Consider the following 21,277-nt stretch of genomic DNA (forward strand, 5'->3'; position numbering starts at 1 on the left):
TGGTAAGCAAGCATTTTGGTCTGTTAGAATGGCTCTGAGAATAGGGCAGTTTGATGAGGATGGGAGACAATTCTCAAATTGTTCACTTGATTGTGACCATACGCCACGCCCTTTCGGGGCGCGGTGCTTTGTCGAGCAAGGCTCTGCATCCCTTGCCTCAAGCCGCTAGAGTTTGGGCTGCTTGTACGACATGATGTCATCAGCCTGAAGCCATTCTGGAGAGCCGCGTTTGAGCTTTTTCTTGGCCCGGGCAGCCATGGCTTTTGCTCCCGAAATGTCACCAGAGGCGAAATAGCCGTTGGCGGTTGCGATTTCGGCCTTGGCGCGGTTGCCCAGATTTTCATAGGCCTGTGCCAGAAAACGATAGCCAACCGCAAGATCCGGATCATTCTGCAAGCCGCGCTGAAGATGGCTGACAGCTGCGCTATAGTTTCTGTTATTCTTTGACGAGAGAATGGCCTGCCCAAGCATGACGCGGAGTATGCCGACATCGGGGCGCAGGGAAACCGCTTTGTTCAAGGGGGCGATGGCGTTGTCTGCCATGCCCGTTTCCAGATAGATCTGACCTTTCAGCTCCCAGAAATAGGGATTGTTCGGTTGGGCCTTGATGAGCTGGTCTACTTGACGGATGGCTTTGTTGCGATTGCCCAGACGATAGGTGACGACGGCTTGCGCATAGAGGCTCGGCAGGTCTCTGCCCTTGAAACTGCGCATGACGCGTTTTGGGTCTTGTGTGAATGCGGCGAGCTTGGCGCGTACAAGATCATGGCGCAGCTGCAACGAAGCGCTGTCTTTCCGGCTGTAGTATTTGCTCTTTTTGGCCAATCGCTCAATCTGTGCAATGCGCTGACGGGGCAGGGGATGCGACTGGATATAGGGGTCAACATACTGGCTGGAGAAAAGAGACTGATCAGCAAAGCGGCGGAAGGTTTCCAACATGCCACGCGCTGACTGACCGGTTTTGGCCAGGTAGCGAATTGCGGCGCGGTCCGCTGCGGTCTCTTCTGTGCGGGCATAGCTCAGGAAAGTACGCTGTGCAATGCCGGGCGAGCTGCTGGCGATGGCGGTGCCCACTCGTGCAGCATCGCCCGAACCGGCGGCAGCTCCTGCTGCCATGGCTCCTGCTCCTGCCAACATACCGATTGCCGCGATCGTTTGAGCGCGTTTCATGGCCTGACGCAACCGGATGAGATGACCTCCGGCAATATGGCCCGTTTCATGGGCCAGAACCCCGATGATTTCATTGGGTGTTTTGGCCTGAATAATGGTGCCGGTATTGATGAACATGCGCTTGCTATCGACAACAAAGGCGTTGAAGCTATTATCCTTGACCAGATGGATGCGGATATTGCTAGGCTTGAGGCCTGCCGCCTTGAAAATCGGGCGGGCATAGTCCTTGATCAGTTCCTCGGTTTCTGCATCGCGGATCAACTGGACGCGGCGGCCCTGCGCGTCGGCGCTGGACGTGGCCAGTAGCAATGGCTGCAGGCTGATCAGCAGCGTCATCAGTGCACAAGCCAGCCGATGGCCGACGCTCGCTAGGGAACGGTGTGCTTTCCGTTCGGCAATGGGTGGAACTTTTCGCAAAGACTTGGTACCTAAGTCTTTAAACATGATCACAACCTTCTTTGATTTTCTAAATCCCCAAAAAGAGATCTACCGGAGATCAAAGCCACTGTCTGTCTGGCGGCATGGATTCGACTTGTTGAGCTTAATCCTTGCCCGTGGCCATGGTCAAAATGTGGCATAGAAATATTTGGCGGCCATACAGACACATAGTAGAGCCAAAAGGAAATAACAAATGCGCAGCATTTCCAAGCGCGGCACGATTGAGCCGTTTTTTGCGATGGACATTATGGCAAAGGCCAACGCTCTTGCCGCCCAAGGAAAAGATATCGTCCATATGGAAATCGGGCAACCCGGAGCGCCTGCGCCCAAGCTGGTAAGGGAAGCGGCAGAGAAGGCGCTGGTTGATGGGCGTATTGGCTACACCGATGCTTTGGGGATCCGGGCTTTGCGTGAGCGTATTGCGCAGCATTACGATGACCACTATGGCGTGACTGTATCACCTGATGCTGTGGCTGTAACAACCGGTTCCAGCGCAGGCTTTAATCTGGCCTTTCTGTCGCTGCTTGAAGTGGGCGACCGGGTCATTCTGCCAAGCCCGGGCTATCCTGCCTATCGTAATATTCTTTTCTCGCTCGGTCTGGAAGTTGTCGAGGTGGAAACGCGGGCCGAGGATCGCTGGAGCCTGACGGCCGAGGATATCCGGCGGGTGCATGCGGAAAAACCGGTGAAGGGCGTGTTGATTGCGAGCCCGGCCAATCCGTCCGGCACGATTATGGATGGCGAGGCGCTCAAGTCGGTTGTCGATGTATGCGACGAGCTTGGGATCTGGTTCATTTCCGATGAGATCTATCACAGCCTCGAATTTGGCATGAAGGCCGAGACGGCGCTTCGCTATTCTCCCAACGTGGTGATCATCAACTCCTTTTCCAAATATTACTGCATGACAGGATGGCGCATTGGCTGGATGGTGTTGCCTGAGATGGCTCAGCGCTCTGTAGAGTGCCTCAGTCAGTCGCTCTATCTCTGCCCGCCCATGCTCTCGCAGGTGGCTGCGGCCGCTGCTTTCGATGCTCATGAGGAACTGGATCTGGTCAAGGCTGGATATGGGCGCAATCGTGCCTATTTGATGGAGGCGCTGTCCAAGATCGGGCTGGGAGACTTCATGCCGGTGGATGGTGCCTTCTATGTTTACAGTGATGTGAGCAAGCTGACCAATGACTCAATGGATTTTGCCCTGCGTTCTCTGTCTGAGGCAGGGGTTGCTATCACGCCAGGAGCGGATTTTGATCGTGAACGCGGCCACCGCTATGTGCGGCTTTCCTTTGCCGGTACCGAAGAGGCAATGCATGAAGGAATCCGGCGGCTGGGAGACTGGCTCGTCTGATCGTGGCGCGGGGCGCGCTCGATGTGCGTCTGTTTTTGAGGTTTTATATCGGAAATGAACAAAGAAAAAGCCGCATCCCTATGAAGGGATGCGGCTTTTTAATATTGGGCGTCAAAAGAAACGCTTAAAGAAATCCAGAGCGGTTCCACCAACCGGTCCGCTTGGGACGATCGTCGTCTTCTTCCTTGGTCTCTTCCGGCTCGTTCTTGGCGATCACAGTCTCTTCAGAGGCCGCCGCTATCGGCTGGACGGAGGTGTCTTCCGATGGCTGATCGGCGTTTGCATCAGCATCATCTTCAGGCTTTTCTTCGCTTGCAGCATCGGTGACGATCACTTCAGCAGGGGCTGCATTTGATGCAGGTGCCTGGCTCATGTCTTCACCATTTGCCGTTTCCTCAGATGTATTTTCCTCTGACCCAGCATCAACTGGCGTAGCATCAACGGGTGCGGCTTCGGTCGGAGCGACGAAAACCGGTGCCGGTTCTGCTTCACTGGTCGCGTCACCATTCGCAGTGGCGTCTCCGGCTTCTTCCTGTTGCGCCCGTAGCTCTGCGTCAGAAGAGGCTTCCTGCGGAGCTGCCGGTTCTACCTGAGCTGTATCATCGTCAGACTGCTCTGGCGATACGGCAGCTACATCAGCGGCTTCCGGTGCGTCTGCGGCTGGTGCTGGAGCATCGGCTGAGGGCAGCTCAGAGGAGGCCTGTTGCGAGGCGTCTTCGCTGGATGGAGCCGAGACATTCTCGGTGCTGTCATCACCCGAAAGATTGTAGACTGCAGGGCTTTCGCCGACCACTTCCATGGCCTCTGCCGTCATTTCTTGTGCTTCAGCATCGCTGTTGCGGTTGCGACGATTGCGGCGGCCACCGCGGCGGCCCCGGCGGCGACTTTTCTTAGGCTTCTCTTCGCCATTGTTGTCACCATCGCGCGCTTCTGCGGATTGCTCGGAGTCGCCATTGGACTCGTCGCCATTTTCTTCGTCTGACTGCTCATTGTCGTCGCTGGAAAATCTGGCCTCCGATTGGGCCTTCTTACGACGGCGACGACGGCGACGTTTTTTGGAGCTGCTTTCTTCTTCGCGCTCCTTCTCCTCTTCAGCCTGCTCATAGGCTTCGAAGGCTTCGTCTTCTTCGTCGACAACAACTTCCATGGCTTGCATGGAGATGGTTGGCGTTGGCGCTACCGGCTGCTCAAGCGGTTCGCCGCGATCAATCTCGAGATGCTTGCCTTCCATGTGATCGTCTACTTCCACATGGATGTTAACGCCAAAGCGGTTTTCAAGCTCAAACAGATTTGCGCGCTTCTCGTTGAGGATATAGAGCGCGACGTTGCTACGGGTGCGGACCACGACATGGTGGTTGACGCCCTTAAGCAGGTGATCTTCGATGCTGCGCAGAACCAGCAGTGCAACAGAGGCTGCAGCACGCACATAACCGGTGCCCTGACAATGCGGGCAGGGGTCCATGGTGCTTTCAAGCACGCCGGTGCGGATACGCTGACGGGACATTTCCATCAGTCCGAAATGCGAGATGCGGCCAACCTGAATGCGGGCCCGATCTGATTTCAGGCAATCCTTTAGGCGTTTTTCAACTGCACGGTTGTTGCGCTTTTCTTCCATGTCGATGAAGTCGATTACGACAAGACCGGCAAGGTCGCGCAGGCGTAGCTGGCGTGAAATTTCTTCAGACGCTTCAAGGTTGGTAGAAAGCGCAGTGTCTTCAATATTGTGTTCGCGGGTCGAACGGCCGGAGTTCACATCGATGGAGACGAGGGCTTCGGTCTGGTCAATCACGATATAGCCGCCAGACTTCAGGGTCACTTGCGGGCTGAACATTGCGTCCAACTGGCTTTCGATGCCGAGGCGCGTGAAGATCGGCTGCGGCTCGCGGTATGGCTGAACATTGCGCGCGTGACTTGGCATCAGCATGCGCATGAAGCTTTTCGCTTCCTTGTAGCCCTCTTCGCCTGCGACAAGAACCTGATCGATGTCCTTGTTATAGAGATCGCGTATCGATCGCTTGATCAGCGAGCCCTCTTCATAGACGAGCATCGGAGCTGCGGACTTGAGTGTCAAATCTCGCACATTCTCCCACAGACGCAGAAGATATTCGAAGTCGCGCTTGATTTCGGTTTTGGTGCGTGACGCACCGGCCGTGCGCAGGATAACGCCCATGCCATCAGCCACTTCCAGTTCGGAAGCGATCTGCTTGAGGCGTTTGCGGTCGGATACATTGGTGATCTTGCGGGAGATGCCTCCACCGCGTGCCGTGTTAGGCATCAGAACGGAGTAGCGACCGGCCAGAGACAGATAGGTGGTCAGGGCTGCGCCCTTGTTGCCACGTTCTTCCTTAACGACCTGAACAAGCAGGATCTGGCGGCGCTTGATGACTTCCTGAATCTTATATTGCTTGACGCGACGACGGCTGCGACGTTCTGGCACTTCTTCCAGAGCATCTTCTGCGCCGACATGTTCTACATCAGCATCTTCTTCTTCATCGTCGTCATCTTCTTCTTCATCATCATCATCAGAAGCGGAGAGAGTGTCGTCCTCATCGTCTTCGTCATCCAGATCTTCCGGATCAACGCTGACAGTTTCATCTTCTGCTACGGCATGTGCCTGAGCAGAAGGGGTCGTGGTGTCATCAGACTCGTCTTGAGAGCTTGGCTCAGATGCGGCTTCTTCCTGAGTTTCGGAAGCGGTTTGCTCTGCTTCCGGTGCCTGTGCAGATGCGTCGTTTGTCTCGCTGGCAGGTGCTGCGTCCGCAGTGCTTTCAGTGTCTTCTGCGCTTTGAGCTGTCTCAGCGGTAGACACAGCAGCGCTTTCACCCGATGCCTGTTCCTCGGAAGAGGTGGCCGGAGCGTCTGCGTGCACTTCATTGTCTTCCTGTTCGGAAGTGTCGGGCTTGTTGGCTTTTGCAGACTGCTTGTCTGATTTGCGCGAAGAGCGGCGGCGTCTGGATTTTTTTGCCGGCTTTTCTTCTTCTTGAACCTCGTCTTCTTCGTGGCCCTTTTCTTCTTCAAGAAGAGCCTGACGGTCTGCCATCGGGATTTGATAATAGTCCGGATGAATCTCGCTGAATGCAAGGAAGCCGTGGCGATTTCCGCCATAATCTACAAAGGCCGCCTGCAGGGACGGTTCGACCCTGGTAACCTTTGCTAGATAGATATTGCCGCGCAATTGCTTGCGATTGGCGGACTCGAAGTCGAATTCCTCAACCCGATTGCCGCGTACGACGACAACCCGGGTTTCCTCCGGATGCGTCGCATCAACGAGCATTTGATTTGCCATAAAGTGTTTTCTCCACGGAAAGGCGCGCCGACAACCGTTCTGGCCGACTGAGCCGACGCTCGGCAGGTTCGCGCTTCTCCGCTTTTGTCTGATGACGACCCGACCACTATCGGTTCTCGGCTGTGCAAATGGCTGAGCGCCAGGGCATGCAGTTTTTCTGCAAAGCTATCGCCGGCTTTATAACTCATCTGTTGGCACATCCCTTGGCGGGTCCTCTTGTTGATACTCGATGCCCGAGGACGCTTTTCATCCTCGGCAGGGGTTCTTGGCAAGCAATCGGGACTTTAAGTACGCGCTCCAGATTGCTGCGAATTTGTTATGGTCTTCGGGGCCGATCCCGAATTTCCGGGCCATTTGCCAGAGCTTGGCATGTCCGTTTCGCCGGCGCGAAACACCGGATGACGCCAGTCTTTGAGGGGCGTCGGGTCTTTTCGCCAGTCACGCATTCTTGACGCTTCTGTCTTTTGTCAGAAATGCGGATTCTCGAATCGGATCATTGCTTGGCAATAATAGCTTAAAGGTCTTTGTAGGGTTCCTTACACAAATATGCAAGTGCAAGGCGGTTGAACAAGTGAGTTGATACGCTGTTTTTGCTTGTTATCTATACTTAAATATACAGATATTCCATGCAGACATGTGTATAGCAGCTGTCTGTCAAGATGTGGTTAACCCTGAGGCGCCACTCTGCGATTTGGCCGAGGACGGTGAAAATGCTTGTTTTGCTGTCTTGTTGCCACATTTCTTTTTTCATTACGCTCAAGATGAGACCCTTTGCAACGGAAAGAGGCAAATGACTTCAGCTATGAGATTGGTCGGACGGTTTCTGATGCTTGTAGGGCTTTTGCTCTGCAGTCCGCTTGCTGCGCAGGAACAGGCCGGATCCATGGTGTCTATCCAGGGGGCGCTTACTGACGGCAATGCTGAGAAGGCGCAGTTCATTCTCGATGTTTCCGAACCCGTCGGCTTTAGCGTCTTTGCTCTTCAAGACCCTTACCGTCTGGTGATTGATCTGCCTGACATGGATTTTGAAATGGAGCAGGGAATGGGGCTTGTCGAGCGGGCGATGGTGCAGAATTTCCGCTTTGGTCGCTTCGGGCATGCCGGCTCACGTGTTGTGCTGGATCTTGCCGGTCCAACCAAAGTGGAGCGCGCTTACATCCTTCCTGCGGTGGACGGTAATCCAGTCCGTCTGGTGTTCAATCTCGAGGCCGTTAGCGATCGCGAGTTTGCAGAGCAGTCTCTGCGGGATGTGATCCGTATTGGCGCGGATGGTAAACCCCAGACGGGTCCGTTAGTAAAGGCTCCTGCCGCACCTGTTGCCGAGAAAGAGGAGGGGGATACACGTCCACTTATCGTGCTGGACCCGGGTCATGGTGGTATTGATACAGGCGCTGTTTCCAATAAGGTGCAAGAGAGTAAGGTTGTGCTCTCCTTTGCCAAATCGCTCAAGAAGGCGCTCGAAGCCGAGGGACAGTTTCGCATCTTGCTGACACGGGATACGGATCGGTTCATTTCTCTTTCCAAACGGGTTGCCTTTGCCCAAGAACACAAGGCAAATCTGTTTTTGTCGATCCATGCGGATATCGTGCGTGAGCATTATGTTCGCGGTGCGACGGTCTATACGCTGTCAGAACGCGCCTCGGATGCGGTTGCGCACAAGCTGGCGCAACAGGAAAACCGTTCTGATCTAATTGCCGGGCTGGAAATCGACCAGTCTGATGACGTTGTTGCCGATATCTTGATTGATCTCACTAGGCGGGAAACGGCCAACCATTCGGCGCTTTATTCCCGTACGCTCGTGGGCGCGCTCAAGGCATCCATCCGGCTGTCGAAAACGCCCGAGCGATCCGCCGGTTTCCGCGTGCTCAAGGCACCGGATATTCCGAGCGTTCTGCTGGAGTTGGGCTATCTGTCCAACAAGGAGGACAGGGCGGATCTCCTCTCGAAGGAATGGCGGGAAAAGGCGATCAAGTCCATCGTCAAATCCATCAATGGATTCTTTGCCCGGCGGTCTGTTCAATCCAGCGCCCTGTTTGTGCCATCCAAGGGGTAAAACCCGAGAATCAGCGGCGGTTTACGCCAGGGCTGATCAGGCTGAAGAGGGCGCAGACGCTCTTTATGTCCATTTTCTGCCCTTCTTGCTGGATATCAACCAAAAATTGGGCCGATTAGGTGCGGATAAAATTCTTAACAAAGCCCTTTTGCTGCCCCAATGTCATGTGATGGTTGCAAAATGATTGGCGGCAGAATAAGTCTGTGCGTGATTGAGACTGGGTTGGCCTTATGTCGGCCTGTGTCGGAAGGTGCTGCCGTTGGGATGTCGATGCATCGTGAACCGACGATTTGCTGAGCATGCGGGATGACGCCGCGCACTGCTTTACGCTCTCTTTTAATACGGGATAAATAGGAACAGATATGATAATTTGGCGCTTCTTCGGCTTTCTCTTTGCCGCAGGTTCGGTTCTGTTCATTGTGATCGCCACCGCTGTATATATCTTCCTGAATTCCATGATGGCCGGATTGCCGGACTTCACAGCCTTGCGGAATTATGAGCCTCCAGTGACCACGCGCATTCATGCCACTGATGGTCAATTGATGGCTGAATATGCGCGTGAACGACGCTTGTTCCTGCCAATTCAGGCTATTCCGGATCGCGTGAAAGAGGCCTTTATCTCAGCCGAGGACAAGAACTTCTACACCCATGCGGGGCTGGACTTCACCGGCATCGCACGCGCTGTGGTCACCAACCTCAAGAATATGGGGCAGAATCGTCGCCTCGTTGGCGCGTCGACCATCACGCAGCAGGTGGCCAAGAACTTCCTTTTGACCTCGGAGCAATCCTACGAGCGCAAGATCAAGGAAGCTCTGCTTTCCATGCGTATCGAACAGACTTTTACCAAGCCCGAGATTCTGGAGCTTTATCTCAACGAGATGTATTTCGGTATCGGGGTCTATGGTATCGGCTCTGCCTCGCTCAACTATTTTGACAAGTCCGTGCATGAACTGACCCTCTCGGAGGCCGCCTATCTGGCAGCCTTGATGAAGGCACCAAACAACTATCATCCGATCCGGCACAAGGATAAGGCTATCGAGCGCCGCGACTGGGTTATCGACCAGATGGTCAGCAATGGCTATGTAACGGTTGAGGAAGCCAACAAGGCCAAGGCAACGGACTTGCAGGTGACCTTCCGTCCAAGAGGCGCGCATATCTTTGCGGCTGACTATTTTGCCGAGGAAGTGCGTCGCTGGATCGACAAGACATTTGGCGAAGAGAAGCTCTATAACGGTGGCCTTTCTGTTCGGACCTCTCTTGATGTGAAGCTTCAGGAAGAAGCGCGCGTTGCGTTGAACCATGGTCTTGTCAAGTTCGACAAGGGCAAGGGCTGGCGCGGGCCGATCACCAACATCGATATTGCTGGAGACTGGGGCAAGGCCTTGCTGGACCAGAAGCCGCTGTCGGATGTTCCTGAATGGAAGCTGGCTGTTGTGCTCTCTACAGAAGGCAAAGAAGCAACCATTGGCTTGCGGCCTGATGAGGAAGGCGAGAATGCATCTGCCAACGAGCGCCAGATCGCGACCCTTCCGTTTGATGGCTTTAAATGGGCCAAATGGTCCAAGGGAGATCGTAAGGGCAAGGCGGTTCGCAACGCATCTGACGTATTGGCGCCGGGAGATGTTGTCTATGTCTCTACCAATGACGATGGCAGCTTCGAGCTTGAGCAGGTGCCCGAGGTTTCCGGTGCGCTGATTGCCATGGACCCGATGACGGGGCGTATTCTGGCAATTGCGGGCGGCTTCTCCTTCGATCAGAGCCAGTTTGACCGCGCCACGCAGGCCTATCGTCAGCCGGGCTCTTCTTTCAAGCCTTTTGTTTATGCGACTGCCCTTGATAATGGCTATACGCCTTCCAGCGTTGTTATGGATGCACCGATCGAGATCGATCAGGGGGGCGGACAGGGCATCTGGCGTCCACAGAACTATGGCGGCAAATTCTATGGTCCATCGACCCTGCGTTTGGGGATCGAGCTTTCCCGTAACGTCATGACTGTGCGCCTTGCCAAGGATATGGGCATGCCGCTGGTTGCTGAATATGCCAAACGCTTCGGCATCTATGACAATTTGATGCCTGTGCTGTCCATGGCGCTGGGGGCTGGGGAAACAACTGTTCTGCGCATGGTGACGGCTTATTCGATGCTGGCCAATGGTGGGCGGCGGATTACGCCGACCTTTGTTGACCGGGTGCAAGACCGCTATGGTAAAACCATCTACAAGCATGACCAGCGCATTTGTGAGAATTGCAATGTTCAGCGTTGGGAACATCAGGGCGAGCCGACCGTGATCGATAACCGTGAACAGGTGCTTGATCCGATGACCGCCTATCAGATCACTTCCATGATGGAAGGGGTTGTTCAGCGCGGCACCGGTACGATTGTTCGCAAGGTGGTTGGCAAGCCGATCGCGGGTAAAACCGGCACCACCAACGACGAGCGCGATGCCTGGTTTGTTGGCTTCTCGCCGGATCTGGTGGTTGGGGTCTATGTGGGCTATGACCGGCCGCGTCCAATGGGGCGTGGCGCTACGGGTGGCCATCTGGCAGCTCCGATCTTTGCCGAGTTCATGAAGGTGGCTTTGAAAGACAAGCCAAAGAAACCATTCAAGGTGCCTGAAGGCATTGAGCTAATTCCGATTGACCGGCGTACGGGCCTTAGGGCTTCGGCCCAGAGTGACGGCGTCATTCTGGAAGCCTTCAAGCCGGGCACGCTGCCGCCAGACAGCTATTCCGTTATCGGCTTTACCGATGATATGGGACGGCCAGTGACGGCGGAAGAAGCCGAACAGGCCTTGACGCAAGGCACTGGTGGTCTGTATTAAAACCAAAATCTTATCGTGTTGAGAGGCGGATGCGGCGAAGGTTGCATCCGCCTTCTCGTCACCTGAAAGATTGATCGTTTGAATGTGAGGGCAGCGGGTCTGTCTTCTCTATGATGAATGAAGAGAAAAGTATGCGCGCAGAAATCCAGAATGTAGTCGACGAAATCAAGCAGGGTCTTGCTCTGCTGAGGAGGCATCTTTGACTGGGATGTCGCCCAGAAACGCCTGCTCGAACTGAATAACTTGGCGGAAGATCCGAACCTTTGGAACGATCCGCAGAATGCCCAGAAGCTGATGCAGGAGCGTCAGAAGCTGGAATCGGCGATCAACGGCTATCTCAAGGCTAAGCAGGATCTTGAAGATTCCATTGAGCTCATAGAATTGGGTGAAATGGAAGATGATGCCGACGTGATCAAGGATGCGGAAGACACGCTTCATGCGCTCTTGAAAACAATTTCCCGCCAGCAGATCGAGACCATGCTCTCGGGTGAAGCGGACGGGATGGACTGCTATATCGAAGTGCATTCCGGTGCAGGTGGAACCGAAAGCCAGGACTGGGCGTCGATGATGCTCAGGATGTATACCCGCTGGGCCGAGAAGGCCGGTTTCAAGGTCGATGTTCTTGAGGTGACCGCAGGGGAAGAAGCTGGCATCAAGGCTGCTACCATCATGGTCAAGGGCGAGAATGCTTATGGTTGGGCGAAGACTGAGTCAGGCGTGCACCGTCTGGTGCGTATTTCGCCGTTTGACAGTCAGGCGCGCCGTCATACGTCTTTCTCATCCGTCTGGGTCTATCCGGTTATTGACGATACCATCGATATCGAGATCAACGAGAGTGATTGCCGCATCGATACTTATCGTGCCTCGGGTGCTGGTGGTCAGCACGTCAATACGACTGACTCTGCTGTTCGTATCACGCACCATCCAACGGGGATCGTGGTGCAGTGTCAGAATGAACGCTCGCAGCACAAGAACCGCGCTCAGGCATGGGACATGTTGCGCGCGCGCCTGTATGAGCGCGAGCTGCAGATTCGTGAAGACAAGGCCAGCGCCGAAGCTGCTTCCAAAACCGACATTGGCTGGGGCCATCAGATCCGCTCTTATGTTCTGCAGCCTTACCAGTTGGTCAAGGATTTGCGCACCGGCGTTGAGAGCACCAGTCCGCAAGATGTACTCGATGGTGCTTTGACACCTTATATGGAAGCTGCGCTCGCCCAACGTGCCTATGGTACGGAAGGGGAGGATCAGGTCGAGGATCTGGTTTAAAGCCTGCTTATTTTGCTTTGTGAAAGCAGTGTGCTGAGGATGCTCTGATACAGCCTCCGCCTTTTCGCAAAGAAGCTTCCGCAAAATGATTGAAAGCCCGGTTCTTATTCAAGGACCGGGCTTTTTCTATGGCGGACTGTTTGTAGATTTATGTGGCCCAAGGGGGGCGGCGAAGAGGTTGGGCAGGCAAGAGGTCTGTCTTAGTGTGCCACTGTCCATCCCTTGTGGCATGACTCATGCGAAAGACGAAACGCGAGTAATAAGGGCTGGGCGCGATACCGCATGGGCAGTTCTGACGACTGATTATTTTCGGTGGGTGCCCAGTTGAGTCTATAGGATAAGAAAATCTACGCCTAAATCAACTTATGCAATTCTTTTCCTGCGATAAGGAAAGAGTAGGGGTTTACTGCTTTGCCTCTTACGCGGGTTTCGAAATGCAGGTGAGGGCCGGTTGAGCGCCCGGTTGAGCCAACCTTGCCAATGATGGTGCCTGTGTTGACATGTTCGCCCTTTTTGGCTAGCGCCTTGCTCATATGAGCATATCGGCTGACGACGCCATTGCCGTGATCTACTTCGACCATGATGCCGTAACCGGAGCGTGGGCCAGCATAGGTGACGGTGCCGATGCCTGCCGCCCGAATTGAATTGCCGTACCGATCCGCGACGTCGATGCCTGAATGCATGGACATGCGGTTGAGAAACGGATCCTTGCGAATTCCGAATTTGCTTGAGAGACGTCCGGAGGGCAGGGGGTGACTGATGGGCAGTTTCTTGACCTGATTCTTGAGCTGAACAAAACGGTCCAGAGCAATCTCGACCTTCTCGGCATCTTCAGCGAGCTGATCGTGGTTGTATTCATCTGAGATGGGGATGTAAGGACCACCAACGGCAGCATTTTCTGCAGGCACGTCAACTCTGATACCAAGGGATGCGATGCGCTTTTCCACGCGGTCTGATTTGTAACGCAGGTCATTGAGCAGATTGTGCAAGATGACCTTGCTATCGATCATCTCCTGCTCAAGACGATCAGTTGCATCAGCCAGTTTGAGAATGGTCTTGTCATCCTCTGAAGAGACTTCGGTTGCATCGAAAATCGAAGGAGTTTCTTCTTCATTATAGGCAAGGGCTGTTGTCTCATCCGTTTGAAGAAGGGGCGCACTGTCTTGCGGCGTCTGAGTGGAAGCCGCTGCGCTATCTGTGAAAGATTTGCTGCTTCTGAACCCTAGGCGCGTAAGCTCCTCAAAGCGGCTGGAAATTGCTTCAGCTGATACGGGAGCGTGCGCCACAGCAGTTCCTGCATAAGCGAGCGCAAGATTCGGTGAAGCTTCCGGCTTTGCCATGGGCGCAGCAGCCTGCTTTTCTTTGGTGCGCCACGGAGCTGTTTTGGGTAGCGGGACTTTCAATTCCGAACGGATGGGAAGGCCTGCTTCACGGGCTTTGTTGATGATCGGATCCAACACAGAGGAATAGGCTTCAAAATCAGCCTGTTTCTGCATCAACTTCTGGACATGGCTCTCAAGGGCTTGCTGGTCCAGCATCTGGCGGCTGGCGATGCGGTCTATCTGGCTACGTAGCTGGGCAATGCGGTCTTCATATTTGCTCTGCATCTGGGCCTGTTCGGCTCGCGAGTAGGATAGAATATCATCGCGAAAAACAAGATAAGCCGTTGCAGACAGATACATGATGCTGAAGAGAATGCCGAAAAATGCCAGGCCAGAGACGACCCAAGGGCGCACGATAAAATCCTGAACCGTATCGCCATGCGTGATGATGATACGATGCGGTTCCCTCCGGCGACCAAACTCTCTACTTCTTCCTTCAGAAAGCATTTAACACCCAGCCATAAGACACACTGATTAAACCAATCTATTAGGCTGCGAATATGGTTAATATTTCGTTTATAAAACAATGGTGTCGTGGCTAGATAAAGGGAGGAAGTGGCTGAAAATAGCCGTTTTTATGAGATGAAACTTGGTTAATCAGCGCAGCCAGAGCGCGTGTTTCACGCTCTGGCCGATGGGTTGATAATAGGGATTCGCAGAAGTCTTACAGGGCTTGGGCCGCATCAAGCACCTCGGAAGCGTGATTCTTGACTTTCACCTTGCTCCAGATTCGGGCGATCTTGCCTTCGCTATCGATGAGATAGGTGCTGCGCTCTACGCCCATATAGGTTTTGCCGTACATCTTCTTTTCAACCCATACGCCATAGGCATTGCATATTTCCTGATCCGGATCGGAAGCGAGACAAATGGTAAGATTATGTTTTTCGACGAAATTGTCATGCTTGCGCACGCTATCGGGAGAGATGCCGATAACCTGTATGCCGAGGGCGGCGAAATCATCAGAAAGACTGCTGAAGTCCACCGCTTCTATTGTACAGCCGGGTGTGTTGTCCTTGGGGTAAAAATAGACAATAACGGGTTTGCCCAGACATGCGCTAAGCGTGATCTCTCCGCCACCGTTTGTCTTCAGAGTAAAATCTGGCGCTTGTGCACCAACTTCGAGTTTTTGGCTATCATCAGGCATGGGTCATCCTTTTGTCTCTTTTTCCGCTATTGTTACTCTAACGCGAGTCGATCTGGAAATTCATATGTCTTACGCATTTTGATCCGGTGTGGATCAGGGATTTGATATTCCTTCCGGTCGAGGGGACTTTATTCCTATATTTGCGCGCAGGCTTATAGAAAGACCTTGTGAGCGGTACGAATCTAGCCTAACAGAGCATAAAGCGATCTGGGGTGGTAGGGCGCTTCGAAAGAGAAGTGAAGCGAATATGGAGGCATATCATTTTGGCTAATCGCTCAGAGACGCCACCGGATCCGGAACTTTCGCCAGAGCAGCAGCCCGCTGACCATAGCAACGCATCCGCACCCGCCTCACGTTCCAGAATGAAACGGCGGATCGCGGTTTTCTGCGGTGCATTCGTTCTGCTTTTGCTTGTGCTTCTGGGCGGCGCAGTGCTTCGACTGTCTTATGCTCCTGTTTCCATCAGTAGTTTCCGCGAGGAAATTGAAGACCTTGTTGCCAGGAGACTACCTCCCGGTCAGAATCTAGAGGTGAAAGACGTACTCATCGGGCTTTCCGATCGCTGGCGCCTTTCCCTGCAACTAACAGATGTTCAGCTCCGTGATGAAGCCGACGTTCTTCTTGCTGCGCCCAAGATTGATTTGGAAGTGGGGCTTCTTGCTTTGATGCATCGCGAAATTCGCGCGCGGAATGTCAATATTCTGAGCATGAAGGTCAAGGTCCGCCGAGACACCAAGGGACGTCTGCTTATTGCGGGGCAGGACCCTAGCCGGTTGAGTGATGGAGCTGCCCCGGCGGATAGCCTTTATGATCCGGTCGATCCGCAATTTGTTTCTGTGCTTAATTCCGTGCGCCGCGCCATAAAGCCACTGGCCGATGACGATCTTAATAATCGGCCACCACAGATTCTCATTCGTAACACCGAAATATCGTTTCGCGATGAGCTGGTCGACAAGGAAAAGACCTACGAAAATGTTGCCTTTGCCTACAATCCGCAAGGGGAGGATGACAATCTCTGGCGCATCGATTTTGCCTATGACGGACAGCATGGCCGCATTCATTCGGCCATGGCCGAGGTGCCGATCGCCACATCAGATGATCCTGATGCGGGACGGTCCATCCAGCTGGTGTTTGAAAATATCTCCTTGACGGATATCTTGCCGCGCTTCTCTGGCGAGAACAAGAATTTCAGCTTCAGTTCGGCATTTGCTGGCAGGGCGCAGTTGAATTTTGACGAGGATGATAGTCTTTCGGGCATGCGGGTGTTGCTCGATGTCGGCGAAGGCCTGATGGAGTTTGGCGAAAAGGACGATGCCTATCTCGACAGTGCCTCTTTCCGCTTGGACTGGGTGCCCGAAGAACGTGAACTCCGGCTGATTAACAGTCATGTGCTCTTTGGAGAGACCGGAGGGAACTTCCTTGGCCGTGCCGTTTGGCCGGATACCGAGGATGGAGCCATCTTGGTGCAGTTGCAGGGCAATGATCTGAAGCTGGCTGCTCGGGATAATCCATATCCCAGCCGTATGCTTCAAACTTTTTCCCTTCAGACCCGCATAGATCGTCAGACCGGTGTAGCAACTGTCGACGATATTCGTATGGTAGCTGACGAGGGTAGTGTTACGGGATCTGGCACCATTTCACCGGTTGATGGTGAGTTGGCGCTCAATATGGGCTTTGATATCTCTGAAATGCCCTATGATTTGCTGTTGCATATGTGGCCGGTCAATATAGCAAACGGTGCGCGCAAATGGCTGCTGAAAAATCTTGAGGGCGGCACTGCCACCGGTGGCCATTTCGATCTTGCGCTGACAGAGAGCATGCTCAAGCGCAATGAAGAAGGTCGGCTCATTCTGCCTGATGATGCGGTGCATGGCACATTCGGTTTCAAGAACGCCCGATTGGCTCCCTTTGGCGAGCTGCCACCTGGAGAGGACCTCTCGGGTGAGGGAATCGTCACAGGGCGCACATTCCAGACGTCCATAGATACCGGGCGGTTTGTCACCAAAACGGGACGGCAGTTTCCGGTGGGCAAAGGCCGGTTCGAGATACCCGATCATTCTCAAAAGCCTGCTACTGGTGTGTTGGTTCTGGAAGGCGAAGGGGATGCCGTAGCCTTTGGCGAGATCATTGATAGTGATCCGATCAACAGTTTGAAGAATGAAGGGCAGAAGGCATCTGATTTGAGCGGTTCCGCAAGCGCAAAGGTGCGCCTGAGCTTCCCGTTCATCAAACCCCTGAAGCTGGAAGATGTCAATTATGATGCGCAGATAACCCTGAAAGGGGCGGCCAGCACCAAGCCTTTGCGGGGGCATTTGGTTTCTGATGCAGATGTGGAGATCAATACTGACGGCAAACGCATGGATATCAAAGGGCTTGCCGTGATTGATGGCATTAAGGCAGCCCTTGATTTGACCTCTTCATCCGATGGATCTGTTGTTTCTTCTTCCAGCTTTGATCTTGCGCTGACTGATGCAGACCGCAGCAAGTTTGGTCTTGGACTCGAAGACTGGTTGCGTGGTCCGGTCTCTGTGCGGGCCACCCAGAATGGAGATCGACCCAAGCTGACCAAGGTGACTGCTGATCTTACCAGGTCTGAACTGGATTTGACTGTTCTGGGCTGGAGCAAGAAGCCCAATGTTCGCGGCAGTGCTGCGTTTGACCTGATTGATAAAGGCGACCATTTCGCCGTTGAGAATCTTGTCATTTCTGGTGATGGTTTCGATGCTGATGGCTCGTTGGTGATCGACAAGGATGACGGTTTGCAATCTCTCAAGATAGACAATCTGGCGCTTAGTCGGGGGGATCGGTTGAGCATCGATGTGGTGAGGAACGGCAAGGGGCCTTATCGTGTCGATGTGAATGGAGATGTACTGGATCTGCGCGGAAAGCTAATGAAAAGCCCCTTCGTCGGCAAATCAATCGATGGCGAGACCAGCCCAGTGGATGTTGTGCTGAATGCCAAGATCAAGCGCGTGATCGGATTGTCGGGCCACGCCATATCCGGGCTGACAGCATCCGCTGAGCTCGAAAACGGACTGGTTACAAAGATTAACGTTCGCGGGGTTCTGGATGGTACTAGCACGATTGAGGCAATCACCAAACAGGAAGAGTTTCCGACGGTTCATCTCGATGCACGGGATGCTGGCGATTTCTTGCGCTTTTTGGGGGCTATTGATCGCGTGGTGGGAGGGCGACTGGCACTGTCGGTTGCCTTGAGGAAGGGGCTGGACACCATATCCGGGTCTATCCTTCTAAAGGATTTCAAGATGAGTGGCGAGGTTGAAAGGCGCCAGTCATCGCGCTCTACAACCCAGAGCGTTGATAGTCGGTTTGATTCTTTTTCGGTGCAGTTTTCCGGTGAAAATGGTGTCTTTGGCATCGGGCGAGGCATGCTCAAGGGGCCTGTGTTGGGGGCGACGGTCGATGGTTCCATCGACATGAAAACCCGTAGTTTGAATCTTTCAGGCACCTATATTCCCGCCTACAAGGTCAACAACATTTTCAGTCGCCTGCCTATTATTGGCAGAGCGCTTGGTAACCGGAAAAATGAAGGTTTGCTGGGGATCACATATGTTGTCAAAGGCGACATGGCGAACCCGACATTGATCGTCAATCCGGCTTCGCTGTTGGCGCCGGGGGCGTTGCGCAAGATGTTCGAGTTCTGACGTTTTTTGTGAAGTTTGCTGCGCAAGTAGATTGGTATTTGTCCATTCCGCTGCATTTGTTCCTGATATGGAAAAGGCTCCTTTAAAGGAGCCTTTTTGCTGTTTCTTTGCTTTAGCCCCTCTTTAGAGGGCTTTGCCAGATGAAGACCTCATGAGAGCTTCAAGAGCACATGCTTTTTCTTGCCCATGGAAAGCTTGATGACACCGTCTTCATTGAGGTTGGCCTTGGTCAATGCCAGGCTGTCATCCGTGACGGTTTCGTCATTGAGCTTCAAGGCACCGCCCTTGATGGAGCGACGGGCGTCGCCGTTGGATTTGGCAAGGCCTGCAGTAACAAATGCGCTAAGGATGCCGATGCCGGCGTCCAGATCTCTTTCAGGTACCTCGATCGTTGGCAGGTTGGCCGCAGCTGCCTGACCGGCCTCAAATGTCTTGAAGGCGGTTTCGGCGGCATTGTCCGCGTCGACGCGGCTATGAATGAGCGCGGTTGCTTCTGTTGCCAGAATCTTTTTGGCTTCGTTTAGCTCGTTGCCTTCCAACACTTCCAGACGCTTGATTTCGTCAATCGGCAGCGTGGTGTAGAGGCGCAGGAAACGCCCGACGTCTGCGTCAGACACATTGCGCCAGAACTGCCAGTAGTCATACGGGCTGTACATGTCGCCACGCAGCCAGATGGCACCAGAGACGGATTTGCCCATTTTTGAGCCGTCGGATTTGGTGATCAGCGGCACGGTGAGTGCGTAGCATTCTGCATTGTTGAGGCGGCGGCAAAGATCGATACCGGAGACAATGTTGCCCCACTGGTCTGAGCCGCCCATCTGCAAGCGGCAGCCATAGCGCTTGTTGAGCTGGGTGTAGTCGTATGCCTGCAGAAGCATGTAGTTGAATTCAAGGAAGCTGAGGGCCTGCTCGCGCTCAAGGCGCAGACGCACAGAGTCGCGGGCCAACATCTGGTTGACCGATACACGGGAGCCAATGTCGCGCAGGAATTCAACATAATTGAGATCAAGCAGCCAGTTGGCATTGTCTTCCTGTACGGCGTCGGTTGGGCCATCGCCAAAGTCGAGCAACTTGGAGAAAACTTCGCGGATGCTTTCCTTGTTGGACTGAATCTTTTCCGGGGTCAGCAACTGGCGGGTCTCGTCGCGACCGGACGGGTCACCAACCATGGTGGTGCCGCCGCCCATGAGGGCGATGGGACGATGGCCGGTTTTCTGCATCCAGTGCAGGATCATCATGGAAACGAGGTTGCCCACATGAACAGAGGGAGCCGTGCAGTCATAGCCCACATAAGCAGTAACCGTCTCCGTGCTAAAGAGTTTGTCTAACCCTTCCGGGTCTGAACACTGGTGAATGAAGCCACGCTCACTCAAAGTGTGAAGAAATTCGGATTTGAAGGCGGTCATGCCGCTTTTCTCCTTAAAGATACGGTTGTTACTGCTAGTCTGGCCTGATGTCTATGATGCTGGGCACACCGGACAGGATGGCCTTTCGGGGAGATGGTCTAGCAAAGATCATGGAAAAGATCACTATCAAGATTGGGAAGACGGGGACAAAAATGGCAAAAAATGAGGAAAAACTGTCGCTTGCGGTGGGGTTGATGAGCGGAACGTCCTGTGATGGCGTTGATGCTGCGCTTATTGAGACCGACGGAGAGGGGCAGGTGCGTTCCATCGCCTCGGCTTTTCGCCCCTATGAAGCGCATGAGCAAGCCTTGCTGCGTCGGGCGCTTGACGATGCGCATGGCATGAAAGACAGGACGGCACGTCCCGGCTGTCTGGTGGAGGCCGAAGCTCTGGTTACCAAGGCGCATGGTGAGGCTGTGGCCCAGCTTCTGTCGCACGATGCCGCCAAGGGGATCAAGCCTGACGTGATCGGCTTTCACGGGCAAACCGTCTGGCACGATCCGTCCGCTGGCGTAACGGTTCAGATTGGCAATGGGCAGGCGCTGGCGAACGCAACAAAGATTCCCGTCGTGCATGACTTGCGTGCTGCCGACGTTGCTGCCGGGGGGCAGGGGGCTCCGCTTGTGCCGATCTATCACAAGGCGCTTAAGGCTTGCAGTGTCATCCCATTGCAACAGCCCTTGGCGATAGTCAATATCGGCGGGGTGGCAAATATCACCTGGATTAGTAAGGACGGCTCCCTTATTGCCTTTGATAGCGGGCCTGGCAACGCGCTCATTAATGACTGGGTGTTCAGCAAGGATGGGCTGCCTATGGATGAGAATGGTGCCATTGCTGCGGCTGGTTCTGTTGACTTTCTCGGATTGATCGGCCTGATGGGCAACCCTTATTTCAGGAAACCGGCGCCGAAATCGCTGGATCGCAATGCCTTTGATATTTCGCCCATTCAAGCGATGTCTCTGGAAGACGGGGCGGCCACGCTGACTGCCTTTACCGTCGAAACGCTCTGTCTTGGACTAGAGCATATGGAGATCCAGGAAGGGGAACCGGCTAAGATGGTTGTTGTTTGCGGTGGCGGACAGCATAATGGTTATATGATGGATCAGTTGGGCGAGGCGCTGGATAGCCCCGTTATGCTCGCTGGTGATCTTGGCTGGAATGGCGATGGACTGGAGGCGGAAGCCTTTGGATATCTCGCGGTTCGGTCGTTGCGGCAGCTGCCACTTACATTCCCCGGAACCACTGGGGTCAAGCAGCCGCAGACCGGTGGCGTGCTGTCACCACCGGTTTGAATGCTCAGGGT

The 21,277-nt window shown here is 54.0% G+C and carries 11 protein-coding genes; 6 read left to right on the plus strand and 5 right to left on the minus strand.

Annotation, left to right across the window (positions count from 1 at the left end; all coding sequences use genetic code 11):
* Positions 1-165: 165 nt before the first annotated feature.
* Entirely contained in the window at positions 166-1,614 is a 1,449-nt protein-coding gene (locus tag ACKPCT_RS04590; RefSeq protein ID WP_244544665.1) for a M48 family metalloprotease, read from the minus strand.
* A 187-nt stretch (positions 1,615-1,801) separates the two neighbouring features.
* Between ACKPCT_RS04590 and ACKPCT_RS04595 the strand changes: the two genes are divergently transcribed.
* Positions 1,802-2,953 (plus strand): pyridoxal phosphate-dependent aminotransferase, encoded by a 1,152-nt coding sequence (locus ACKPCT_RS04595; RefSeq protein ID WP_319568526.1) that lies wholly within the window; start codon positions 1,802-1,804, stop codon positions 2,951-2,953.
* 124 nt (positions 2,954-3,077) lie between these two features.
* On the opposite strand, the gene ACKPCT_RS04600 is transcribed toward ACKPCT_RS04595, so the two are convergent.
* Positions 3,078-6,239 (minus strand): Rne/Rng family ribonuclease, encoded by a 3,162-nt coding sequence (locus ACKPCT_RS04600; protein WP_319568527.1) that lies wholly within the window; start codon positions 6,237-6,239, stop codon positions 3,078-3,080.
* 790 nt (positions 6,240-7,029) lie between these two features.
* On the opposite strand from ACKPCT_RS04600, the gene ACKPCT_RS04605 reads away from it, so the two are divergent.
* The 3 genes from ACKPCT_RS04605 to prfB all read left to right on the plus strand — a co-directional run bounded on the left by ACKPCT_RS04605 (position 7,030) and on the right by prfB (position 12,377).
* Positions 7,030-8,292, plus strand: a complete 1,263-nt coding sequence (locus ACKPCT_RS04605) for an N-acetylmuramoyl-L-alanine amidase (protein ID WP_319568528.1) — start codon at positions 7,030-7,032, stop codon at positions 8,290-8,292.
* A gap of 362 nt (positions 8,293-8,654) precedes the next feature.
* Complete coding sequence (locus tag ACKPCT_RS04610) at positions 8,655-11,111, plus strand: penicillin-binding protein 1A (RefSeq protein WP_319568529.1); 2,457 nt, start codon at positions 8,655-8,657, stop codon at positions 11,109-11,111.
* A 131-nt stretch (positions 11,112-11,242) separates the two neighbouring features.
* A protein-coding gene (gene prfB / locus ACKPCT_RS04615) for a peptide chain release factor 2 (protein ID WP_139229250.1) occupies positions 11,243-12,377 on the plus strand; the annotation gives its coding sequence in 2 pieces (ribosomal slippage) (positions 11,243-11,311 and positions 11,313-12,377; 1,134 coding nt in all).
* Positions 12,378-12,730: 353 nt separating this feature from the next.
* On the opposite strand, the gene ACKPCT_RS04620 is transcribed toward prfB, so the two are convergent.
* Positions 12,731-14,206 carry a M23 family metallopeptidase gene (locus tag ACKPCT_RS04620; RefSeq protein WP_090071667.1) on the minus strand — a complete coding sequence of 492 codons (1,476 nt, stop codon included), beginning with the start codon at positions 14,204-14,206 and terminating at the stop codon, positions 12,731-12,733.
* A 217-nt stretch (positions 14,207-14,423) separates the two neighbouring features.
* On the minus strand, positions 14,424-14,903 hold the full coding sequence (gene bcp, locus ACKPCT_RS04625; RefSeq protein ID WP_319568530.1) for a thioredoxin-dependent thiol peroxidase: 480 nt from the start codon (positions 14,901-14,903) through the stop codon (positions 14,424-14,426).
* Positions 14,904-15,166: 263 nt separating this feature from the next.
* Between bcp and ACKPCT_RS04630 the strand changes: the two genes are divergently transcribed.
* Positions 15,167-18,568: an AsmA-like C-terminal region-containing protein gene (locus tag ACKPCT_RS04630; protein ID WP_319568531.1), complete on the plus strand. Its 3,402-nt coding sequence runs from the start codon at positions 15,167-15,169 to the stop codon at positions 18,566-18,568.
* A gap of 149 nt (positions 18,569-18,717) precedes the next feature.
* Here ACKPCT_RS04630 and tyrS read toward each other — a convergent pair whose 3' ends face one another.
* Positions 18,718-19,974 (minus strand): tyrosine--tRNA ligase, encoded by a 1,257-nt coding sequence (gene tyrS / locus ACKPCT_RS04635; protein ID WP_090071661.1) that lies wholly within the window; start codon positions 19,972-19,974, stop codon positions 18,718-18,720.
* A gap of 152 nt (positions 19,975-20,126) precedes the next feature.
* Here tyrS and ACKPCT_RS04640 point away from each other — a divergent pair, with 152 nt between their 5' ends.
* Complete coding sequence (locus ACKPCT_RS04640; RefSeq protein ID WP_244544664.1) at positions 20,127-21,266, plus strand: anhydro-N-acetylmuramic acid kinase; 1,140 nt, start codon at positions 20,127-20,129, stop codon at positions 21,264-21,266.
* The last annotated feature ends 11 nt before the right edge of the window (positions 21,267-21,277 follow it).

Source organism: Cohaesibacter marisflavi (assembly GCF_963665895.2).
Taxonomy (GTDB): Bacteria; Pseudomonadota; Alphaproteobacteria; order Rhizobiales; family Cohaesibacteraceae; genus Cohaesibacter; species Cohaesibacter marisflavi.

Bases quoted from the DNA above. Each gene is read 5' to 3' on its own strand.
- ACKPCT_RS04590 (WP_244544665.1), bottom strand. From the start codon at position 1,614: ATGTTTAAAGACTTAGGTACCAAGTCTTTGCGAAAAGTTCCACCCATT.
- ACKPCT_RS04595 (WP_319568526.1), top strand. From the start codon at position 1,802: ATGCGCAGCATTTCCAAGCGCGGCACGATTGAGCCGTTTTTTGCGATG.
- ACKPCT_RS04600 (WP_319568527.1), bottom strand. From the start codon at position 6,239: ATGGCAAATCAAATGCTCGTTGATGCGACGCATCCGGAGGAAACCCGG.
- ACKPCT_RS04605 (WP_319568528.1), top strand. From the start codon at position 7,030: ATGACTTCAGCTATGAGATTGGTCGGACGGTTTCTGATGCTTGTAGGG.
- ACKPCT_RS04610 (WP_319568529.1), top strand. From the start codon at position 8,655: ATGATAATTTGGCGCTTCTTCGGCTTTCTCTTTGCCGCAGGTTCGGTT.
- ACKPCT_RS04620 (WP_090071667.1), bottom strand. From the start codon at position 14,206: ATGCTTTCTGAAGGAAGAAGTAGAGAGTTTGGTCGCCGGAGGGAACCG.
- bcp (WP_319568530.1), bottom strand. From the start codon at position 14,903: ATGCCTGATGATAGCCAAAAACTCGAAGTTGGTGCACAAGCGCCAGAT.
- tyrS (WP_090071661.1), bottom strand. From the start codon at position 19,974: ATGACCGCCTTCAAATCCGAATTTCTTCACACTTTGAGTGAGCGTGGC.
- ACKPCT_RS04640 (WP_244544664.1), top strand. From the start codon at position 20,127: ATGGCAAAAAATGAGGAAAAACTGTCGCTTGCGGTGGGGTTGATGAGC.